This window comes from Clostridium aminobutyricum (assembly GCF_017255415.1).
GTDB lineage: Bacteria > Bacillota > Clostridia > Peptostreptococcales > Anaerovoracaceae > Aminipila > Aminipila aminobutyrica.
Genome location: NZ_JAFJZZ010000001.1, coordinates 906,102 through 923,867 on the forward strand (window position 1 = coordinate 906,102; position 17,766 = coordinate 923,867).

At 41.5% G+C, this 17,766-nt stretch carries 16 protein-coding genes; 2 read left to right on the forward strand and 14 right to left on the reverse strand.

Translation table 11 applies throughout. The features are described 5' to 3' along the window. Positions 1-10: 10 nt before the first annotated feature. From JYB65_RS04415 to JYB65_RS15095, 3 genes are all read right to left on the reverse strand, one after another. Positions 11-220, reverse strand: a complete 210-nt coding sequence (locus JYB65_RS04415; RefSeq protein WP_206581388.1) for a FeoA family protein — start codon at positions 218-220, stop codon at positions 11-13. A 250-nt stretch (positions 221-470) separates the two neighbouring features. Further along, on the reverse strand, positions 471-2,750 hold the full coding sequence (locus JYB65_RS04420; protein WP_206581389.1) for an exosporium glycoprotein BclB-related protein: 2,280 nt from the start codon (positions 2,748-2,750) through the stop codon (positions 471-473). A 276-nt stretch (positions 2,751-3,026) separates the two neighbouring features. Beyond that, the gene (locus tag JYB65_RS15095; RefSeq protein ID WP_206581390.1) at positions 3,027-4,595 is read right to left on the reverse strand and encodes a BclA C-terminal domain-containing protein; all 1,569 of its coding nucleotides are present in this window, start codon (positions 4,593-4,595) and stop codon (positions 3,027-3,029) included. Positions 4,596-4,824: 229 nt separating this feature from the next. On the opposite strand from JYB65_RS15095, the gene JYB65_RS04430 reads away from it, so the two are divergent. Then, complete coding sequence (locus tag JYB65_RS04430; RefSeq protein ID WP_206581391.1) at positions 4,825-5,907, forward strand: glycosyltransferase; 1,083 nt, start codon at positions 4,825-4,827, stop codon at positions 5,905-5,907. Positions 5,908-6,123: 216 nt separating this feature from the next. Continuing rightward, positions 6,124-7,395, forward strand: a complete 1,272-nt coding sequence (gene uraA / locus JYB65_RS04435; RefSeq protein WP_206581392.1) for a uracil permease — start codon at positions 6,124-6,126, stop codon at positions 7,393-7,395. A 193-nt stretch (positions 7,396-7,588) separates the two neighbouring features. Here uraA and JYB65_RS04440 read toward each other — a convergent pair whose 3' ends face one another. The 11 genes from JYB65_RS04440 to JYB65_RS04490 all read right to left on the reverse strand — a co-directional run bounded on the left by JYB65_RS04440 (position 7,589) and on the right by JYB65_RS04490 (position 17,551). Then, on the reverse strand, positions 7,589-8,209 hold the full coding sequence (locus JYB65_RS04440; protein WP_206581393.1) for a class I SAM-dependent methyltransferase: 621 nt from the start codon (positions 8,207-8,209) through the stop codon (positions 7,589-7,591). A 138-nt stretch (positions 8,210-8,347) separates the two neighbouring features. Beyond that, entirely contained in the window at positions 8,348-8,947 is a 600-nt protein-coding gene (locus JYB65_RS04445; RefSeq protein WP_206581394.1) for a flagellar basal body-associated FliL family protein, read from the reverse strand. A 66-nt stretch (positions 8,948-9,013) separates the two neighbouring features. After that, entirely contained in the window at positions 9,014-9,790 is a 777-nt protein-coding gene (locus JYB65_RS04450) for an OmpA/MotB family protein (protein WP_206581395.1), read from the reverse strand. A 12-nt stretch (positions 9,791-9,802) separates the two neighbouring features. Then, positions 9,803-10,588, reverse strand: coding sequence for a flagellar motor stator protein MotA (gene motA, locus JYB65_RS04455; protein WP_206581396.1), 786 nt, complete (start codon positions 10,586-10,588; stop codon positions 9,803-9,805). A gap of 260 nt (positions 10,589-10,848) precedes the next feature. Further along, positions 10,849-11,709, reverse strand: coding sequence for an NYN domain-containing protein (locus JYB65_RS04460; RefSeq protein WP_206581397.1), 861 nt, complete (start codon positions 11,707-11,709; stop codon positions 10,849-10,851). A gap of 539 nt (positions 11,710-12,248) precedes the next feature. After that, positions 12,249-12,992, reverse strand: coding sequence for a hypothetical protein (locus JYB65_RS04465; RefSeq protein WP_245156571.1), 744 nt, complete (start codon positions 12,990-12,992; stop codon positions 12,249-12,251). Between the two features lie 150 nt (positions 12,993-13,142). Then, complete coding sequence (locus JYB65_RS04470; protein WP_206581398.1) at positions 13,143-13,784, reverse strand: SdpI family protein; 642 nt, start codon at positions 13,782-13,784, stop codon at positions 13,143-13,145. A 33-nt stretch (positions 13,785-13,817) separates the two neighbouring features. After that, on the reverse strand, positions 13,818-14,078 hold the full coding sequence (locus JYB65_RS04475) for an autorepressor SdpR family transcription factor (RefSeq protein WP_206581399.1): 261 nt from the start codon (positions 14,076-14,078) through the stop codon (positions 13,818-13,820). Between the two features lie 317 nt (positions 14,079-14,395). Continuing rightward, on the reverse strand, positions 14,396-15,970 hold the full coding sequence (locus JYB65_RS04480) for an ABC transporter substrate-binding protein (protein WP_206581400.1): 1,575 nt from the start codon (positions 15,968-15,970) through the stop codon (positions 14,396-14,398). Beyond that, on the reverse strand, positions 15,951-16,763 hold the full coding sequence (locus JYB65_RS04485; protein ID WP_206581401.1) for an ABC transporter permease: 813 nt from the start codon (positions 16,761-16,763) through the stop codon (positions 15,951-15,953). Before JYB65_RS04485 ends, JYB65_RS04480 begins: the two co-directional genes overlap by 20 nt. After that, positions 16,760-17,551 carry an ABC transporter permease gene (locus tag JYB65_RS04490; RefSeq protein ID WP_206581402.1) on the reverse strand — a complete coding sequence of 264 codons (792 nt, stop codon included), beginning with the start codon at positions 17,549-17,551 and terminating at the stop codon, positions 16,760-16,762. The genes JYB65_RS04485 and JYB65_RS04490 overlap by 4 nt, the downstream gene beginning before the upstream one ends. Between the last annotated feature and the right edge of the window lie 215 nt (positions 17,552-17,766).

The window sequence follows — 17,766 nt, forward strand, 5'->3', positions numbered from 1 at the left end:
CTCCTTTTATCTATATAATAATCCTCTTAGCCATGTGTCCACTGATTCCTATTCGTGCTCCTTTTATATTTACAAGAACATAACCGCTAAATTTTGATATGATTGTAACTTCGGCTCCGACAATAAAGCCAAGGCTTTCTAAATAATGCCGGTCTTTTTCATTTCCGCTAACACGCCGAACCGTATATACAGTTCCGGGTTCGCCTAATAACAAAGGCATTTTAGGCTCCTTTCTGAACATCAAATTAAGTTAGCACTGGCTAACTTATATGGCAAATTATATACCACGTTCTCTTATTTGACAAGTATAAAATTATCTATTACGTTACAATTTGTCATCATAGCGGTGTTTGCTATTTTACGTACTTTACACACTCAACAAGTTTAAAATCATCAGCAAACGAAATAGCCGAAGCAAATGCTTCGGCTATTTATTAATGGTTGTTTAGTGTGATAGTTGAATTTCAGATTTAGTCTATACTAAGACCACCACTTGCTAATCCCGTTAAAATCGTTGCAATATCAACACCGGCTGTCACGTTTGCAGAAAATACGAATAGCAATCTAGTACCAGCAGTTACTGGTATTGATAACCCCGTAGCTAAACCACTTGATGTTGTTCCGACAGTAACAAGACCTGACAGAGGCGGAGCTAGTGTTACAGTAGCACCTGGAATAGGTGAAAACGTTTCATCTGGCGCCGTAGAGCTGTATAGCTGCGCGGTAATGGTAACCGTGGATCCGATTAGAGTTGCAGCTACTGCCACACTGTAATACGCAGCCATTGAAGTGATCATGCCATCACGCGGCATGGAGAAAGCTAAGCTTGAAGATGCTGTGGTATCGATAACTCCTCCAACGATTAAGGCAATATCATTAGCACCAAATCCGATTAAGGCTTGTGTTCCGGCTAGACCACCAAGAACAGTGGTTAGCGTTGTAACTCCGCCCGATGCAAACGGAATAATGGCACTCGCACCCGTTGGACCTGTTGGACCAGTCGGACCTGTTGCTCCATCGATTCCATCGGCTCCCGTTGGACCTGTTGGACCTGTCGGGCCTGTTGCTCCATCGACTCCATCGGCTCCTGTTGGACCTGTTGGACCTGTCGGGCCTGTTGCTCCATCGACTCCATCGGCTCCTGTTGGACCTGTCGGGCCTGTCGGACCGGTTGCTCCATCGATTCCATCGGCTCCCGTTGGACCTGTTGGACCTGTCGGGCCTGTTGCTCCATCGACTCCATCGGCTCCTGTTGGACCTGTCGGGCCTGTCGGACCTGTTGCTCCATCGATTCCATCGGCTCCCGTTGGACCTGTCGGGCCTGTCGGACCTGTTGCTCCATCGATTCCATCGGCTCCCGTTGGACCTGTCGGGCCTGTCGGACCTGTTGCTCCATCGACTCCATCGGCTCCTGTTGGACCTGTTGGACCTGTCGGGCCTGTTGCTCCATCGATTCCATCGGCTCCCGTTGGACCTGTCGGGCCTGTCGGACCTGTTGCTCCATCGATTCCATCGGCTCCCGTTGGGCCTGTCGGGCCTGTCGGACCTGTTGCTCCATCGGCTCCATCGGCTCCCGTTGGACCTGTCGGGCCTGTCGGACCTGTTGCTCCATCGACTCCATCGGCTCCTGTTGGACCTGTCGGGCCTGTCGGACCTGTTGCTCCATCGACTCCATCGGCTCCTGTTGGACCTGTCGGGCCTGTCGGACCTGTCGGACCTGTTGCTCCATCGGCTCCTGTTGGACCTGTCGGACCTGTTGGGCCTGTTGCTCCATCTGAGCCGGTTGGACCTGTGGCTCCTGTGGCTCCTGTTGGGCCTGTTGCTCCATCGGCTCCTGTCGGACCTGTTGGGCCTGTTGCTCCCGTTGGCCCTGTCGGGCCGGTTGCTCCTGTTGGACCTGTTACTCCTCCAAAATCATCGATGGTTACAATAGCAGATCCTTCTGTCACTGTTATATCAAGCGTACTTGTCTGGAAGATCAAGTTTTCGCCAAAACCTACCGTAGCAGATCCTTCTGGGCCTATTACATTAAATAGCGTTCCACCAGGGGCAAATGTGCCAGTTGGACCGGTTGGGCCGGTTGGACCCGTGGCTCCATCGGCTCCGGTTGGGCCTGTCGCTCCTGTTGGACCTGTTGCTCCATCAGCTCCCGTTGGGCCTGTCGCTCCAGTTGGACCGGTGGCTCCATCGGCTCCCGTTGGACCTGTTGCACCAGTTGGACCTGTCGGACCGGTTGGGCCTGTTGGGCCGGTGGCTCCGGTTGCTCCATTTGCACCGGTTGGGCCTGTCGCTCCTGTTGGACCTGTTGCTCCTGTTGGACCTGTTGGACCGGTTGCTCCTGTTGGACCTGTTGCTCCATTTGCACCCGTCGGGCCGGTTGCTCCTGTTGGACCTGTTGCTCCATTTGCACCGGTTGGACCCGTTGGACCTATTGGTCCTGCTGCGCCAGTTGGACCGGTTGCTCCTGTTGGGCCTGTCGCTCCTGTTGGACCTGTTGCTCCGGTTGCTCCTGTTGGGCCAGTTGCTCCTACACCCGGACCCGTTGGACCTGTTGGGCCTGTCGGACCGGTCGTTCCTGAACCTGTTGCCCCCGTTGCTCCTGTCGGGCCTGTTGCTCCTGTTGCTCCTGTTGGACCTGTTGCTCCGGTTGCTCCTGTTGGGCCGTTTACGCAGCACACCTCAGATAGACAACAGCAGTTCCATTTATCCCAGTTCCAGCAATTACAGCAATTACTATTAATATATTTCATAAAATCAACTCCGCAATCTTTTTACAAATATAATTTAATACCTAACGTATTGAATTATACTCCATTACTAAAATACGCCATTATACTGCAATAGGTTCCTTGATTTGGTTTGATTATGTAATAAATTTTATTACAATTTAGCACGATAGCCTATTATTCGAAACAGGCAACGGAACATCCTATCGTACGGGCCCATTTATAACCGGCAAAAAATACGCCCGTTAAAGAAAAACCCCCGGCTAGGCCGGGGGATAATTATTGTCTGGCAAGAGAACATCATGTTAGTCGCACAACCGTCATATACGTGCTTGCACCACCAAGAAGGGTGGCTGCTCCAAGTACGCCAAACAACTGCAGCGTCAGCGTATCGCCTGCTGTTAGAGGAACAATAAAGGTCGTAGACAGATTGGTTACCGAAACGCCAGGGGTAATTACCGAAGCTGCTATTGGTGCGCCGTTCTGCAAGACCCGTGAAGAAACCAGCAAGCCTAACGTTATGGCTACGGAATAGTCGATCAGATATTGCCCCGTTACTGGTACGGTAAATTCAGTGTTCGTACCGTCTACGGTGAAGGTGTTTAGGTTCTGATTGTTTGGCAGAGGTATGTCAGTGCCACCAAGTATAACGGCGATAAGCGCCGAAGATGTGTTGGCCGCCGACATGCTGTCGCTAGTGGTCGCAGGACCTGTTGGGCCGGTTGGGCCAGTCGCTCCCGTTGGACCTGTCGGACCTATTGCTCCATCGGCTCCTGTTGGACCTGTCGGACCTATTGCTCCATCGGCTCCTGTTGGACCTGTCGGACCTATTGCTCCATCGGCTCCTGTTGGACCTGTCGGACCTATTGCTCCATCGGCTCCTGTTGGACCTGTTGCGCCTGTTGGGCCTGTTGCTCCATCGGCTCCTGTTGGACCTGTCGGACCTATTGCTCCATCGGCTCCTGTTACGCCTGTCGGACCTGTTGCGCCTGTTGGACCTGTTGCTCCATCGGCTCCCGTTGGACCTGTCGGTCCTATTGCTCCATCGGCTCCTGTTGCACCTGTCGGACCTGTTGGACCTGTTGCGCCTGTTGGACCTGTTGCTCCCGTTGGACCTGTCGGTCCTATTGCTCCGTCGGCTCCCGTTGCACCTGTCGGTCCGGTTGCTCCTGTTGCGCCTGTTGGACCTGTTGCTCCATCGGCTCCTGTTGGACCTGTCGGTCCTATTGCTCCATCAGCTCCTGTTGGGCCTGTTGCTCCCGTTGGACCTGTTGGACCTGTTGCTCCATTTGCTCCTGTTGGACCGATTGCTCCCGTTGGACCTGTTGCGCCTGTTGCTCCATCGGCTCCTGTTGCGCCTGTTGGACCCGTTGGGCCGGTTGCTCCTGTTGCTCCATTTGCTCCTGTTGCTCCATTTGCTCCTGTTGCGCCGGTTGCCCCTGTTGGACCGATGATACCTTGCGGACCCTGTGGCCCTGTTGCACCGGTTGCGCCGGTTGCCCCTGTTGCTCCTGTTGGACCTGTCGGACCGATGATACCTTGCGGGCCTTGTGGGCCTTGTGGGCCTATCGAACCTTGTGGACCTTGTGGACCTATCGGGCCTTGTGGGCCTATCGGACCCTGTGGACCCTGTGGTCCTTGTGGACCTGTCGGACCCGTTACTCCTACTCCTGTACCTGTTGGACCCGTTGGACCTGTTGGACCCGTTGGGCCGGTCGTTCCTGTGCCTGTTGCCCCCGTTGGACCCGTTGGACCTGTTGCTCCGGTTGCTCCTGTTGGGCCGTTCACACAGCACACCTCAGATAGGCAACAGCAGTTCCATTTATCCCAGTTCCAGCAGTTGCAGCAATTATTATTAATATATTTCATAAAATCAACTCCGTAATCTTTTTACAAATATAATTTTATACCTAACGTATTAGATTATATCTTATTACTAGAATACGTCATGATGTTGCAATAGGTTCCTTGATTCGGTTTGATTATGTAATAAATTATGTAATAATTTAGCGCGATAGCCTCTTATTCGAAACAGGCAACGGAACATCCCATTGTTTCAAAGCATATTATTTAAATATCAGTTTACGGAGGTGAATATATGATCACAATTAGTTTATGCATGATTGTGAAAAACGAAGAAGAAACTCTAGCAAGATGTTTAAATTCGGTACAGGAAATCGTTGATGAAATCATTATCGTTGATACAGGCTCAGTAGACCTGACAAAAAAAATTGCTTCTGAATTTACAGATAAAATTTTTGACTTTCAATGGATTGACGATTTTTCAGCAGCACGAAATGAATCTTTTAGTAAGGCGGCCAAAGAATATATCCTTTGGTTAGATGCAGACGATATCCTTTTGCCAGAAGATATCGAGAAATTTAAACATTTAAAACAGACCCTTTCCTCTGACGTTGATGTAGTAATGATGCAGTATAATACAGTTTTTGATAAGCAAGGGCGACCTACTTTCTCATATAAAAGAGAACGCCTTGTAAAAAGAATTTCCCATTTTTTGTGGAAAGAGCCTGTGCATGAATATATTCAAATGAATGGCAAGATCATAAATTCCGATATTGCTGTAACCCATGCAAAACCGGAAACGAGAGTGAGCAATCGAAATATTCAGATATATGAAAAGCAATTGGAAAATGGAAAACCACTCTCTATAAGAGGTATGTACTACTATTCAAAAGAATTAAAAGATCATGGACGACATGAAGAAGCAATCAAACAGTTCGAACAATTTTTAAACACCGGAAACGGCTGGGTAGAAGATAATATTGTAGCATGTCAAGAAATGGCAAAATGTTATAAGGCTTTAGGCGACGAGAAAAATGCCTTACTTTCCATGTTTAGAAGTTTTTATTATGATAATCCGCGTGCAGAAACCTGTTGCCAGATCGCATATTTTTTCAAATCAAAGAATGAATATGATAAGGCAATATTTTGGTTTGAACAAGCACTGAATCTGAAAAAACCGATGGATGGCTGGGGCTTTATTCAAAATGACTGTTGGGGATATATCCCTAGTATTGAATGTGCAGTCTGTTATGATAGATTGGGGAATCATGAATTAGCAGAGAAATTCAACAATAAAGCTGCAGAATTCAAACCGGATTGCCCTTCCGTGCTATCTAATAAAAACTATTTTGAAAGCCTTAAAAACAATCGACATTAAAAGCATTAAATATTGAATAAAACTTTACTCTATTGATACGATATCCAAATTCAATCTCCCTTATTCTATACAAGAGTTTTTACAGGAACTAAAAAAATTTTGTTATTAATTGTATGAAGTAATAACAAGAAATTTTTAAAACTATAAAAAATTTTGTAGAAATCTGTCTAAGGTTGTGTTATACTTTTTCAGATAATTATGTAGGAGGAAGGTCTGTTGGAAAATCAAAAAATCATTCAAGTGGAAGATAGAGTTCCACTAAGTCTATTTGCACCCCTATCCATTCAGCACATGTTTGCTATGTTTGGTGCATCTGTATTGGTACCGTTCTTATTCAATATTAACCCATCGGTCGTACTGCTTATGAACGGCATAGGCACATTATTATTTATTTTTATTACGAAAGGCAAAGCCCCCGCGTATCTCGGTTCAAGCTTTGCTTTTCTTTCGCCCACTTTTATTGTAATCGCTCAATGGGGCTATGCCGATGCACTTGGCGGCTTTATTGCGGTTGGTTTCGGATTGTGTATCCTATCGTTAATCGTTTACAAGTTCGGCATCAAATGGATTGATATAGTCCTTCCAGCAGCAGCTATGGGTCCTGTAGTTGCCCTTATCGGTCTGGAATTAGCAGGGACTGCTGCAAATACAGCAGGACTTTTATCTAGCGACACTACACCTATTGATTCAAACAACGTCATCGTATTCGTTGTAACTCTAGCCTTCGCGGTATTCGGAAACGTTCTGTTCCGTAAATTCTTTGCCGTTATTCCCGTATTGATCGCCATAATTGCCGGCTATATCACTGCAGTAATCACTGATGTGATTACACCGGAAACCCTTTCAAAGGCAGTACATACCGACTTCTTTGTGATGCCGAACTTTCAACTGCCACATTTCAATCTGCAGGCAATCATTATGATTTTACCGGTTATTTTGGTACTAGCCTCCGAACATATCGGTCACCAGATCGTGACCAGTAAAATCGTTGATCGTGACCTCTTAAAAGATCCCGGTTTACATCGTTCCATACTGGCTGACGGTATCTCCACTATGCTCTCCGGTTTTGTAGGTTCTGTACCAACGACTACTTATGGTGAAAACATCGGCGTTATGGCTATGACAAAGGTATATTCCGTACGAGTAATTGGCGGGGCAGCTATCCTTTCTATTATTTCCGCTTTTGTAGGTCCGCTTTCCGCGCTGATTCAGACGATTCCAGGTGCTGTTATCGGGGGTATCTCCTTCTTACTGTATGGTATGATCGGAGCTTCCGGTATCCGTGTTATGGTTGACGGACAGGTAGACTACAGCAAGAGCCGTAACTTAACGTTAACATCCGTTGTATTTGTAACAGGATTATCCGGTGTTGCGGTGCAAATCGGTGAAGTTACTCTTAGAGGAATGGTGCTTGCTTGCATCGTTGGTATGATCTTGTCACTGCTGTTCTTTATCTTTGATAAGCTCAACTGGACAAATGACAAATAATAGTACTTATATTTCATCTATATAAACAAAAACCCTCGCAATATCTGCGGGGGTTTTTCATATGTTTTATTTTATCTTATCTCATTCTATGTAAGAAGTTTCGGTCAAGTTCTTTCACGAATACTCGTAAAATCCAGTTTGTACATTGCATTTCACGTTTTTCGGCCGCAAAAAAATACAAGGCTTTTTCTCTTTAAAAACCTTTTGTTGCCTCCACATAGGTCAGTGGAAAGCTTGCTGTCAGTACACGTTTCTGTTCTATAATAAATCCGTTATGGACAAGGAATGCACAATATTGTTCTGTCGTCCATTTGTTATATGCCTTAAACCCCACCAGTTCCATAAGCTTTACTTTCAGCTTGCCTCTTCTATCATTGCTTGCATGAGTAAACGTCGGTGCAATCAATACCCCATCCTTTTTTAACACACGACTGATATTTTGTAATGCCAGTTCAGGATTGGGCATAATATGCAACGCGTTTGAAATAATAACGGCATCAAAGCTGCCATCTTCATAGGTTAAGTGGCAGGCATCCTGCACTGAAAAATTCACATTATTGGGACTTTTCTTCTTTTTTGCCTCTGCAATCATCTGCGGTGAAAAGTCAGTTGCCTCAATACTATTGACTTTATCGGCAATTGCGATAGAAATCAATCCGGTGCCAGTGGCCAGCTCTAAAACATGCATATTGCTAGTTACCCTTGCACGAATCAACCGGAAGATTTCAATGTAAGCGTTCTTATCTTTTCGAATAAATGCATCGTACAGACCCGCAAAGCGATCCCAAAAGCTACGGTTAGAATTTTTTTTCATATTGTTATTCCTTTGTAAATCACATTAATTGTTCAAGAATCTTCTCTCTTCATAAAATATGTCGACTTTTTCATGATAAAAAAACGTGAAAGGTATCTCTTTCACGTCTTCACTATAACTTAGCACACATCTTGTTCCCTATTCTTTCTTTTGCTCCGTTTGTTTCGAGGCCACCGGCTCTTTCTTTAGCCCTGTTTCAGTTTTATTGACCATCTGATCGTTTACAAACGCAACACTGATTTCGTTTGATTCACCCCAGTTGTATTCCTTCATGGAAAGCCCATCCACTTCGGTAGAAGAGATTTCTTTTCCTTCTTCTCCAAGTAAAGTTACAACATTCTTATAACTGTCACCAATACTAATTCTTAAATAATTTACGTAGGAAACTTCACCTATGGGGTTCTCTTCAACGGCAGAGTCCGTAGTACCTTCGGGTGATTTGGAATGAGAGCTCTCTTCCTTTTCTGAATCTGCATTCTGTTCTGTTTTCGTATGAGCGCTCTTCTTCGTATCTTCATGGCTTCCGCCCTTGAAAAAGAATGTATACGCTGCAAATCCGGTACCAAGAAGTACAATAACCAAAACAGCGATTATGATCAACTTTTTTTTGCTTTTCCCCAGTTTCCCTGTTTTTTCCTTTTTGGGTTCTTTTTCTTTTCTCGGTTTCTTTTCCTTCTTAGTCTTTTCTTTCTTTGGTTTTTTTTCTTTTTTTGGTTTTTCTTTTTTCGCCCCTCGCATACATTCCTCCAGCCGATTATGACTCTATTGAAAAGCACTGAATTTAGAAAGAGAATCATACGTCCATTATTGACTTACCACCTGATTTTCCAGATTATTATACTTATCACTTAGAACAATAATATCAATACGCCTGTTTTTCGACTTTCCTTCTGCCGTCGAATTATCCGCAATTGGCCTATATTCTCCATATCCCACCGCCATCAGTTTCCCTGGCGAAAAATTACATTTATCAACAAACAGTTTTACGACACTGGTCGCTCTTGCTGTAGATAATTCCCAATTCGAAGGATATTGCTCGGAGCTCATCGGCACATTGTCTGTATGACCTTCAATACGGATATAATGATTGATTGTAGTCATCATACTAGCTACCGCTATCAAAGCGTCCTTCTTCTCCGGTTTGATTCGTGCACTTCCCGGATCAAACAGAATAGCATTATTAAAACTAATAACCAAACCACGCATATCAATCTTTGTTTTTACAGAACTAGTCATCCCTTCACTTTCTATCTTCGCATCAATTTGAGCCTTCAATTTTTCCAGACTCTCTAGTTCTTCCTCTCCCATGAAACTCTGTATCGCCGCATCGGACACACTCGTTACGGAAGTTGTTCCCTGCGTCACTTCAGTATTGGGAAAGGAGGACATCGCTGAGCTTTTGCTCATCATCTGCTCCGTAAATTCTTCAGACATTTGCTGTGCTTTTGCTTGATCTACCTGACTAACAGCAAAAAGAACGATGAAAACGGCTAACAGTAAAGTCATTAAATCGGAATATGGAAGCAACCACGCTTCCCCACCTTCTTCTTCATGAGGTTTATGTTTCTTCTTTTTTGACATACTTTCACCTCCTTATTCCTGCTTTTCCTGCTCAGAGAGTTTCTTTTGCATCGCTGGTGACAGCGTAGCAAGCAATTTTTCCTTCAGTATAAAAGGGGAATCCCCTTTTTGTATGGATAATAAGCCCTGCACAATCATGTTTTTCTGCATAACTTCTTCTTGGCTTTTAACTTTCAATTTTTTTGCAAATGGATTCCATAAAACATAACCGGTAAATATACCGAGAATCGTTGCTATAAATGCAGCTGCAATTGCTTCAGCCATTTTTTCTGTATCATCTATATGGGACATGGCGGCTATCAAACCAAACACAGCTCCCAAAACACCTAGCGTTGGAGCATACATTCCAGCCGATGAAAATATGCTCGCATTTACCTCATGCCGCTTTTCCATTGCCTCTATTTCAGATTCAAGAATTTCTTCAATAATGTCTTCTCCCATACCGTCAACAACCATACGAATACCTTTTTTTATAAAAGGATCTGGAATATCTTCCACCTTACTCTCTAATGACAACAGTCCTTCTTGTCTGGCTGATCTCGATAAATTAACCATTAATTCAATAAGATCTGCTTCAGACATTCTCTTTTGTTGTGTAAAAAGAATTTTAAATAACTTTCCTAAGCATTTAAGATTTTTCCCAGGGTATGAATTTAAAATAGTAGCAGCTGTACCGACAAAGATTACAAAGAGAGCAGCAGGATTTAAAAAAACAGAAAAGCTAATATGTTTAAAAATCATAGCTCCAACTACAGAAACAATGCCGACGATAATGCCAAGTAGTGTAGTAAGTTCCATATTTCCTCCTTTTATTCGACAAGTTTTGACTATGTTTTTTATAATATCACATATTTATGGACTTGCACAATTATTATTTATTTAATTCTCAGCCATTTAGGTTAATATCTTAAAGAATGCTTAGTTTTCCCAGTTTTCTCGCCTTCTGAGACTAAAAAAAGACGTGAATTAATCGTTCTCACGCCCTTTGATTCATGTGTTATTTTCATCTTATTTATATCATACCAAATTGATAAATCATTCATTAATACTTGTACCATTTAGAGAACCTTTTCTTTATTCCTTATATATACATGTTCCACATTTTTATCTTCATTAGATACCCTTTTTTCGATCTCAAAAACATATAAGGATTCTATAAAAGGTACAAATTTTTTGTAGCCGAAATTTCTGACATCAAAATCTGGGAATCTTTGATTAAGCAAACTTCCTAAGAAGCCTAAAAAAAGCCACCCATCATCAGCAGACTTTTCATTAATTAATGACACAATGGCATTTTTCACCGCATCAACATTAGCACCAGAATTTTCTTTCTCACTCATTAACAATTCGACCTGAACATTTTTTTCGCTAGAATCTTGCTCAATTTCAACGTCATTATTATTTTTCTTCTTCTCTTCTTTCATCCTTTTCTCAACTGTTTCGGGAATACTCTCAACGTTATTAACTTCTTCTCTCTCATGTTCATATAACAAATCTAAATATATAAATTTATTACAAGCATTAATAAAAGCTTTCGCTGTCTTTTGCTCACCCATTCCAAATACAAATATTTCAGATTCTCTCAATCTTGTTGCTAGTCTTGTAAAGTCACTATCAGAAGTCACGAGACAAAATGAGTCTATATTCCCATTATATAATAAATCCATTGCGTCTATTATAAGTGCTGAATCGGAAGAATTTTTACCTGTAGTATTATTATATTGATGAACAGGTACCATCGCATTTTCTATAATAACACTTTTCCATGAAGATAGAACTGGTGAAGCAAAATTCCCATAAATACGCTTATACTTAATTACACCGACCGCAGAAGCTTCCCTTATAATAGTATCTATATATTTATGAGAAACATTTTCCGCATCAATTAATATCGCTACTTTGTAACTCTCATCCTGCATATCTTAGACCTCCCTTATTACCAATACCCTTACGGTTATACATATGTTCATTTAATCCAATATTAAACGATAACATTATGACTATAATTATTATGAGATTTTTTACAAAATTAAATATATAGAATTAATTAACTAAATTCAGAATACATCCAAGCGAGGACATATCAGTAAATTGAAGAATGAACACAATATATATTATTTATGTTTATACCCTGTATAAATCGTCATCATTAAAGAAAATACCATAACCCATGTCCAAAATTTGTGTTTTTTCATTCAACTTCGCCTCCTGAAGGATAATTTATCTTTTTCTACATAAATATGTCATATTATATTTAACTATAGCATTTATAGCATTTCAATTCAACTTTTTTCAATAAACCACATAACTTATATGTCTTGCTGGTGGATTTTTTCTATATTTTCATCCTGTTTTAAAGGGGGAACAAAAGGCATTTTAATGCTCATTTGTTCCCCCAAATTTAACTCTCTAAATTGAGTTTATTAAAAACTTTTTTAAAAGATAATAGCATGGACACCTATGACTCTTGCTCCAGATTTTCTGTGCAGAATAACTCAATTGCCTTGTTAACCATTGTCGCATCGGCGTTAACGGGTATCCCAGCTGCCATCCAATATGCGTAGTTACCGGCATCATACTTAGTCAATGCTTCGAGATCACTTCCATATCGGAATTCAATATGATAAGTTGTAGCCGGCGTATCCGGTGCCAGCATCATATATGTAAATTCACCGGATGCTTCATCGGCACTCTGAAATTGATAAAATCCCATATTTTCATCATAACCAATATAATGATAGCTATGAGAAAATACTTCGTTGCCATTTGCATCGATACCACTGATTTTATCACCGTCAAAAGTCACTTGCTGAACATTCTGAGTGAAGTCACAATTAAACGAAAAACGATCCGAATCTTTATATTTATCAACAGCCTCCTGACCATATACCGTTCCGGAAACACTGGCTTTCAACGTATTCACTGCATCCTGCGCTTTTTCTTTTCCGACTATTGCAGCGCAGCTATCCAGCCAATCCTGATCGTATTCCGCCGCTAAGGCTTTATCCCATAGTTGTCCATAGGTACCCGAAAGATTCTTCAGGAGCTGTTCGGCTTCTTCTTTGTCATGCTTTTGTGCACTTTCCGTTACCGATACCTTTTCTGCATCACTGTTCTGTTTATCGGTATTGCTTACACAGCCTGTAAATAGATTCAAGACCAGCATGGTTGCCATCAATAAGATCGCTAATGTTTTCTTCATATCGTAATATCCTCCTTTTTCTTAGTTAGCTTATTCTAACCAAGAAAAAGTATATCAATATTTTTTCATTCCTTCTACTCCAAAACATCCATTTATGCTCCAAAAAGGCAACAATTTCCTGAATAATGGTTTTCTAAACGATAAACTATATTATCTATTTTTATATCGCATATAAGAAAATACAACCGGTATGATCACCATCAATAGTGTTACAGTCAAAAATGCAATGAATTTCCAAAAATCAGGAAGAAATGCCGTTAATACCATTACTAAACCGCCTATTACCCAAATCTTACCGGCAAATCTATGGGTTTCATACCATACCTGTTCACTGGCTAATGTCCAACTGGTTTTGATTCCAACCATGTAATTGTGCTTGAATTTGGGCATCATGTTCCCTAGGAATACAAACAATGCCCCCATCATAACAGGCATTATGGTGGCCATATGAACATCTTTGCCAAAAGCCGCAGCAATGGTTATGACTTCGATTACAAACATAATAAGTCCGACTATAAATATGATCTGATAGTAATAGTTCTTAAAGCTCTCATAATTGTCTCTTTTAGGATCAATCCGTCGGCAGACTTCTGCAATAATCTGAAAAATGAAAATCACTGCAGGTGCTAAAAATATCGTATATTTACTGCCGTAATCATCGATCTCTCCCGCTACATTAAAGTGCATCGGTATTTGTTCCGGTAAAACAGGTAATGCGATGCATGCTACTATAGTAGCTATGGCGAACAGTACCCATGTTTTTAAATTGTATCTGCAAAATAAATATTTCATCCTAACGCCCTTCCTCTCTTTTTATTTTTTATACTATTCTTTCAGTCCTGCAACCCAAGACATTACTTCTTCTACTACAGATAAATTCAATTCATAATAGATATATTTGCCTACTTTTCTGTCTACTATTAATCCGGCATTCTTTAAAATGGTTAAATGATGAGAAATAGTAGCTCCAGTCATATTAAAGTGTTCCACTATTTCCCCAGCAGATAGGCTGCCCGATTTAAGCAATTGTAAAATTTCTCTTCTAGTAGAATCAGATAATGCTTTAAAACTTTCTTGAAATCCCACTTTAATACCTCAACTTTTTCATTTTAATTACTATAACTCTTTCCCTAATCACACCAATTATATCTTTTTATATTTAGATATTTTTCTAAACGTCTAAATAAATTATATGCATTTCTAATTATCCCGTCAAGTGTTATTTAGATATTCTTCTAAATGATTTTATTTGTTTTACACTGGAGCGTTCTGTGGCTCTTTACCAAGCTATACTTCACCCCAATTTAAAGGGGCAAAAAACGACTTTTTTACGCTCATTTCCTGCCCAAATTCATTCTCAAATCATAATTTGTTATCATTTAATACAATGGTTTATGTTTCATCTATTTCTCCTTCAAACCATTCGTTGCTCTGAGATATCCCGGTTTTATCGGTTTCCTGAATATTTTATAACGATAAATAAAAGCAAAAATCAACATTAACGCCAGACAAATCATAGCAAATGCTTTCAGCCAGGTTGCCTGTGGTACCTGATCAAAATTAAAGCATCTTACATTAATCCACATCTGATTCAGTTTCGCATTGATATCATCCGGAAAATACCCCATTACCGCGCTCCGGTCAACAATCTCTTTCGGAGGATATTGAGCAAATAGCTGTCGTTTTTCCTGATCCGCCGATGCCGTAAGTGTATATCGGGAATCCTTATTATCCCCACTAAAGAAATACCCCATCGGATATTCTATCGTATCGTTTTCATCTTCCGATTCATAGTTCCATTTGACATATTCATAAATCAACGAATCATCTCCGCCCGAGATACTGGATGTATAGCCGATATAATACATATTTCTGATTACATTATCCGGTCTGGATATAAAATTGATAAACGCTTCTGCCGCTTTCTGCTTCTCCGGATTGCCTTTTATTCCCGACTTCAGCATGACCCAACCATCCAGCCATAGGTTCGTACATTCCTCCGGAACAGAATAATTCAAGGATAAACCTTCTTCTTCCGCTTGATCCATCGCATATACGCCGTCTCCGGACCACTGTAAATTGGCCACAATTTTTCCGGTAACCATATCCGATTTTCCGCTGTCAGTTTCAAAAGCATATACATTTTGTCTGATTTCCTGCAATAAATCTTCCGCCTTTTCAATGGTTTGCGGACTCGTATCGTTCAGAACCTTCGCTAAATTTGCGGAGTAATCCGCACTGCTTCTAAATTCTTTGCTGAGCAATAAATTCTTATTTAAGATAGCCAGCGCAGGGAAATACGATTCCCTTGCACTGTCTTTTATGGTTACTCGTTTTGCATAAGTAGGATTGGCGAGAATCGACCAAGTGGAGGCATCTTCCTCGCTGACCTTTTCTGGATTATATACGATTCCAATGGTTCCCCACATGTATCCCGCCGCATAAGAACTCCATGTTTTTCCGTCAATCTTATTGCGGTTAAAAATTTCTTTAATATACGGCGATACGCCTTTTGCATAATAATTATACTGATTCGCTGTGTCAAAAAAATCCGTCGACAGTGGCTGAAGCATGTTCTCTTTCAACAATTTTGAGAACATATATTCAGACGGACAGACAAGATCATAGGTTTCTCCGAGAATAATCTTACTGTATAAATCCTCATTGGTACCAAAAGTGGAATATTCCACTTTCACCTGTTTCCCATAGGTATCATAATACCAGTCTTCAAAATCCGAAATCAGGCCATTTTTACTGGTAATCGTCTCGCTGTCGAGATCAATCGCTTCATCATCTCCCCAGTCGCCTTGATCGATATATTCCTCCCAGTTGCCGATTTTTAAAACGATGGGTTTGTCACTCGCTGCACACGCCTCAGATAGCTGAGCTGGAAGAGATAATAGTATTGCCAGGGAAATCAATCCCAGAAGCAGCAAAGGATGCTTTCTGGTTTTGGCTTTACATTTCATTTCTGCCATTCTTCGCACCTGCCTTTCTGTCGGTAGTAATGTTGCTTATCAGTACGGCAAAGAGAATGACCGCAAAAATGACTGTAGACAATGCCCAAAGTGCGGTTTTTAACTCGGTATGAGAGCCTCTTGTCGCATTGACCACATAGGTACTGATGGTATCAAAGGTTGCAGGCTTGGTATAAGTCGTAATGAAATAATCATCCAAAGAAAGTGTTACAGCCAATAAAAATCCGGCAATAATCCCCGGAATAATCTGTGGAATTACTATTTTTATTAAAGCCTGTGTTGCACTTGCACCTAAATCCAGTGCAGCTTCGTAAAGATTATGATCCATTTGTTTCAGTTTCGGTACAACAGAAAGATAAACAAATGGAGAAGCCATCACCACATGACCGATGATCAACGGGATAAAAGTGTCTTTATCCATGCCAAAAACAACAATCAGTAATACACAGATAGAAAATCCGGTTACTACATCTGCATTCACAACAGGAATCTGATTGGATGTTGCCACAAATCCTTTCATTCCTTTTTTTGAATAAAAAGTACCGATAGCCCCCATGGTTCCCAGAATGGTAGAAATGATTGCACATTTCAACGCCAGGGACAAGGTTCCCAGAATCATTTCATGTAACTCTGGTGTAGTAAAAAGCGTCACATAATTTTGAAGGGAAAAATGGCCCGATGCGCCAATCGTCGGCGTATCCAAAAAGCTATAGACCGCCAGAATCAAAATCGGGAAATAGATAAAAAGCAATACCATTCCAAGCCACGCCGAACTACATATTTTCTTCATCATAGCATTGCCTCCTTCTCTGATTCCTTTTCGGTAAAGCCTTTCGTTGCCCAGATGATGATAAATATGATCATCAGCAGCACGATGGATATCATGGAACCGCTATGCCAGTCGTAGGCATTGAAATAACTTCCGATTAAACTTCCCATAATATACGTACTGTTGTACAGCATGTCAAGAATGACATAATTGGTCATCGCCGGCAGAAATACCATCATAATACCGCTTATAATTCCGGGGATGGAAAGGGGCAGCGTAATCTTGGAAAATGCGGTCACCTTGCTTGCGCCAAGATCATAGGCCGCTTCTAAAAGCTGGTTGTCCAGCTTCATTAAAGTGGTGTATAACGGTAAAATCATAAAGGGTAAAAAGTCATATGTCATCCCTATGATTGTATTCAAAAATGGATGGAAAGCCAAATTTCCTTCCAGCATGGTGAGCACTTCCTTTAACGCTAAGATTCTCAAGGTAAAGTTAATCCACATCGGAACGATAAATATGGCCAGCAAAATTGTTTTTTTCTTCATTTTGCTTTGTGCAAGTATGTACGCTACAGGATACGAGATCAGCAAACACACGCAGGTGGTTGTCACCGCAATCAAGAGACTGTAAAACAGCGTTCCAATTGTGTTGTGACTGCTGAAAAAGCCGATTAAATTGGCTATGGTAAACCGGCCCTCTCCGTTTGTAAAGGCATAGTACAATACAACCAGAAGCGGTGCAATAACAAAACAGACCAGAAACACTGCATAGGGAATACAAAGCTGCTTCCGTGAAAAATGAATATTCATATGACCTACGCCTCCACTGCTTTCAATGACAACTCAATACTTTCTTTTGGTATAATGATACTGACATAATCATTTTCATTCCAAAGGCTCTGATCATGCAGGTGAATATCTTCTCCGCTTTTTGTACGGGCAATATAATGATAATGATCTCCTTTGTAAATAAGCGAAATGATGTTTCCGTTGGTTCCTCCCGCGTCAATGTCATCGCTCATGGA

Bases quoted from the DNA above. Each gene is read 5' to 3' on its own strand.
- JYB65_RS04420 (WP_206581389.1), bottom strand. From the start codon at position 2,750: ATGAAATATATTAATAGTAATTGCTGTAATTGCTGGAACTGGGATAAA.
- JYB65_RS04490 (WP_206581402.1), bottom strand. From the start codon at position 17,551: ATGAATATTCATTTTTCACGGAAGCAGCTTTGTATTCCCTATGCAGTG.
- JYB65_RS04465 (WP_245156571.1), bottom strand. From the start codon at position 12,992: ATGAAGAAAACATTAGCGATCTTATTGATGGCAACCATGCTGGTCTTG.
- motA (WP_206581396.1), bottom strand. From the start codon at position 10,588: ATGGAACTTACTACACTACTTGGCATTATCGTCGGCATTGTTTCTGTA.
- JYB65_RS04480 (WP_206581400.1), bottom strand. From the start codon at position 15,970: ATGGCAGAAATGAAATGTAAAGCCAAAACCAGAAAGCATCCTTTGCTG.
- JYB65_RS04445 (WP_206581394.1), bottom strand. From the start codon at position 8,947: ATGCGAGGGGCGAAAAAAGAAAAACCAAAAAAAGAAAAAAAACCAAAG.
- JYB65_RS04470 (WP_206581398.1), bottom strand. From the start codon at position 13,784: ATGAAATATTTATTTTGCAGATACAATTTAAAAACATGGGTACTGTTC.
- JYB65_RS04415 (WP_206581388.1), bottom strand. From the start codon at position 220: ATGCCTTTGTTATTAGGCGAACCCGGAACTGTATATACGGTTCGGCGT.
- JYB65_RS04485 (WP_206581401.1), bottom strand. From the start codon at position 16,763: ATGATGAAGAAAATATGTAGTTCGGCGTGGCTTGGAATGGTATTGCTT.
- JYB65_RS04430 (WP_206581391.1), top strand. From the start codon at position 4,825: ATGATCACAATTAGTTTATGCATGATTGTGAAAAACGAAGAAGAAACT.
- JYB65_RS15095 (WP_206581390.1), bottom strand. From the start codon at position 4,595: ATGAAATATATTAATAATAATTGCTGCAACTGCTGGAACTGGGATAAA.
- JYB65_RS04450 (WP_206581395.1), bottom strand. From the start codon at position 9,790: ATGTCAAAAAAGAAGAAACATAAACCTCATGAAGAAGAAGGTGGGGAA.
- JYB65_RS04460 (WP_206581397.1), bottom strand. From the start codon at position 11,709: ATGCAGGATGAGAGTTACAAAGTAGCGATATTAATTGATGCGGAAAAT.
- JYB65_RS04440 (WP_206581393.1), bottom strand. From the start codon at position 8,209: ATGAAAAAAAATTCTAACCGTAGCTTTTGGGATCGCTTTGCGGGTCTG.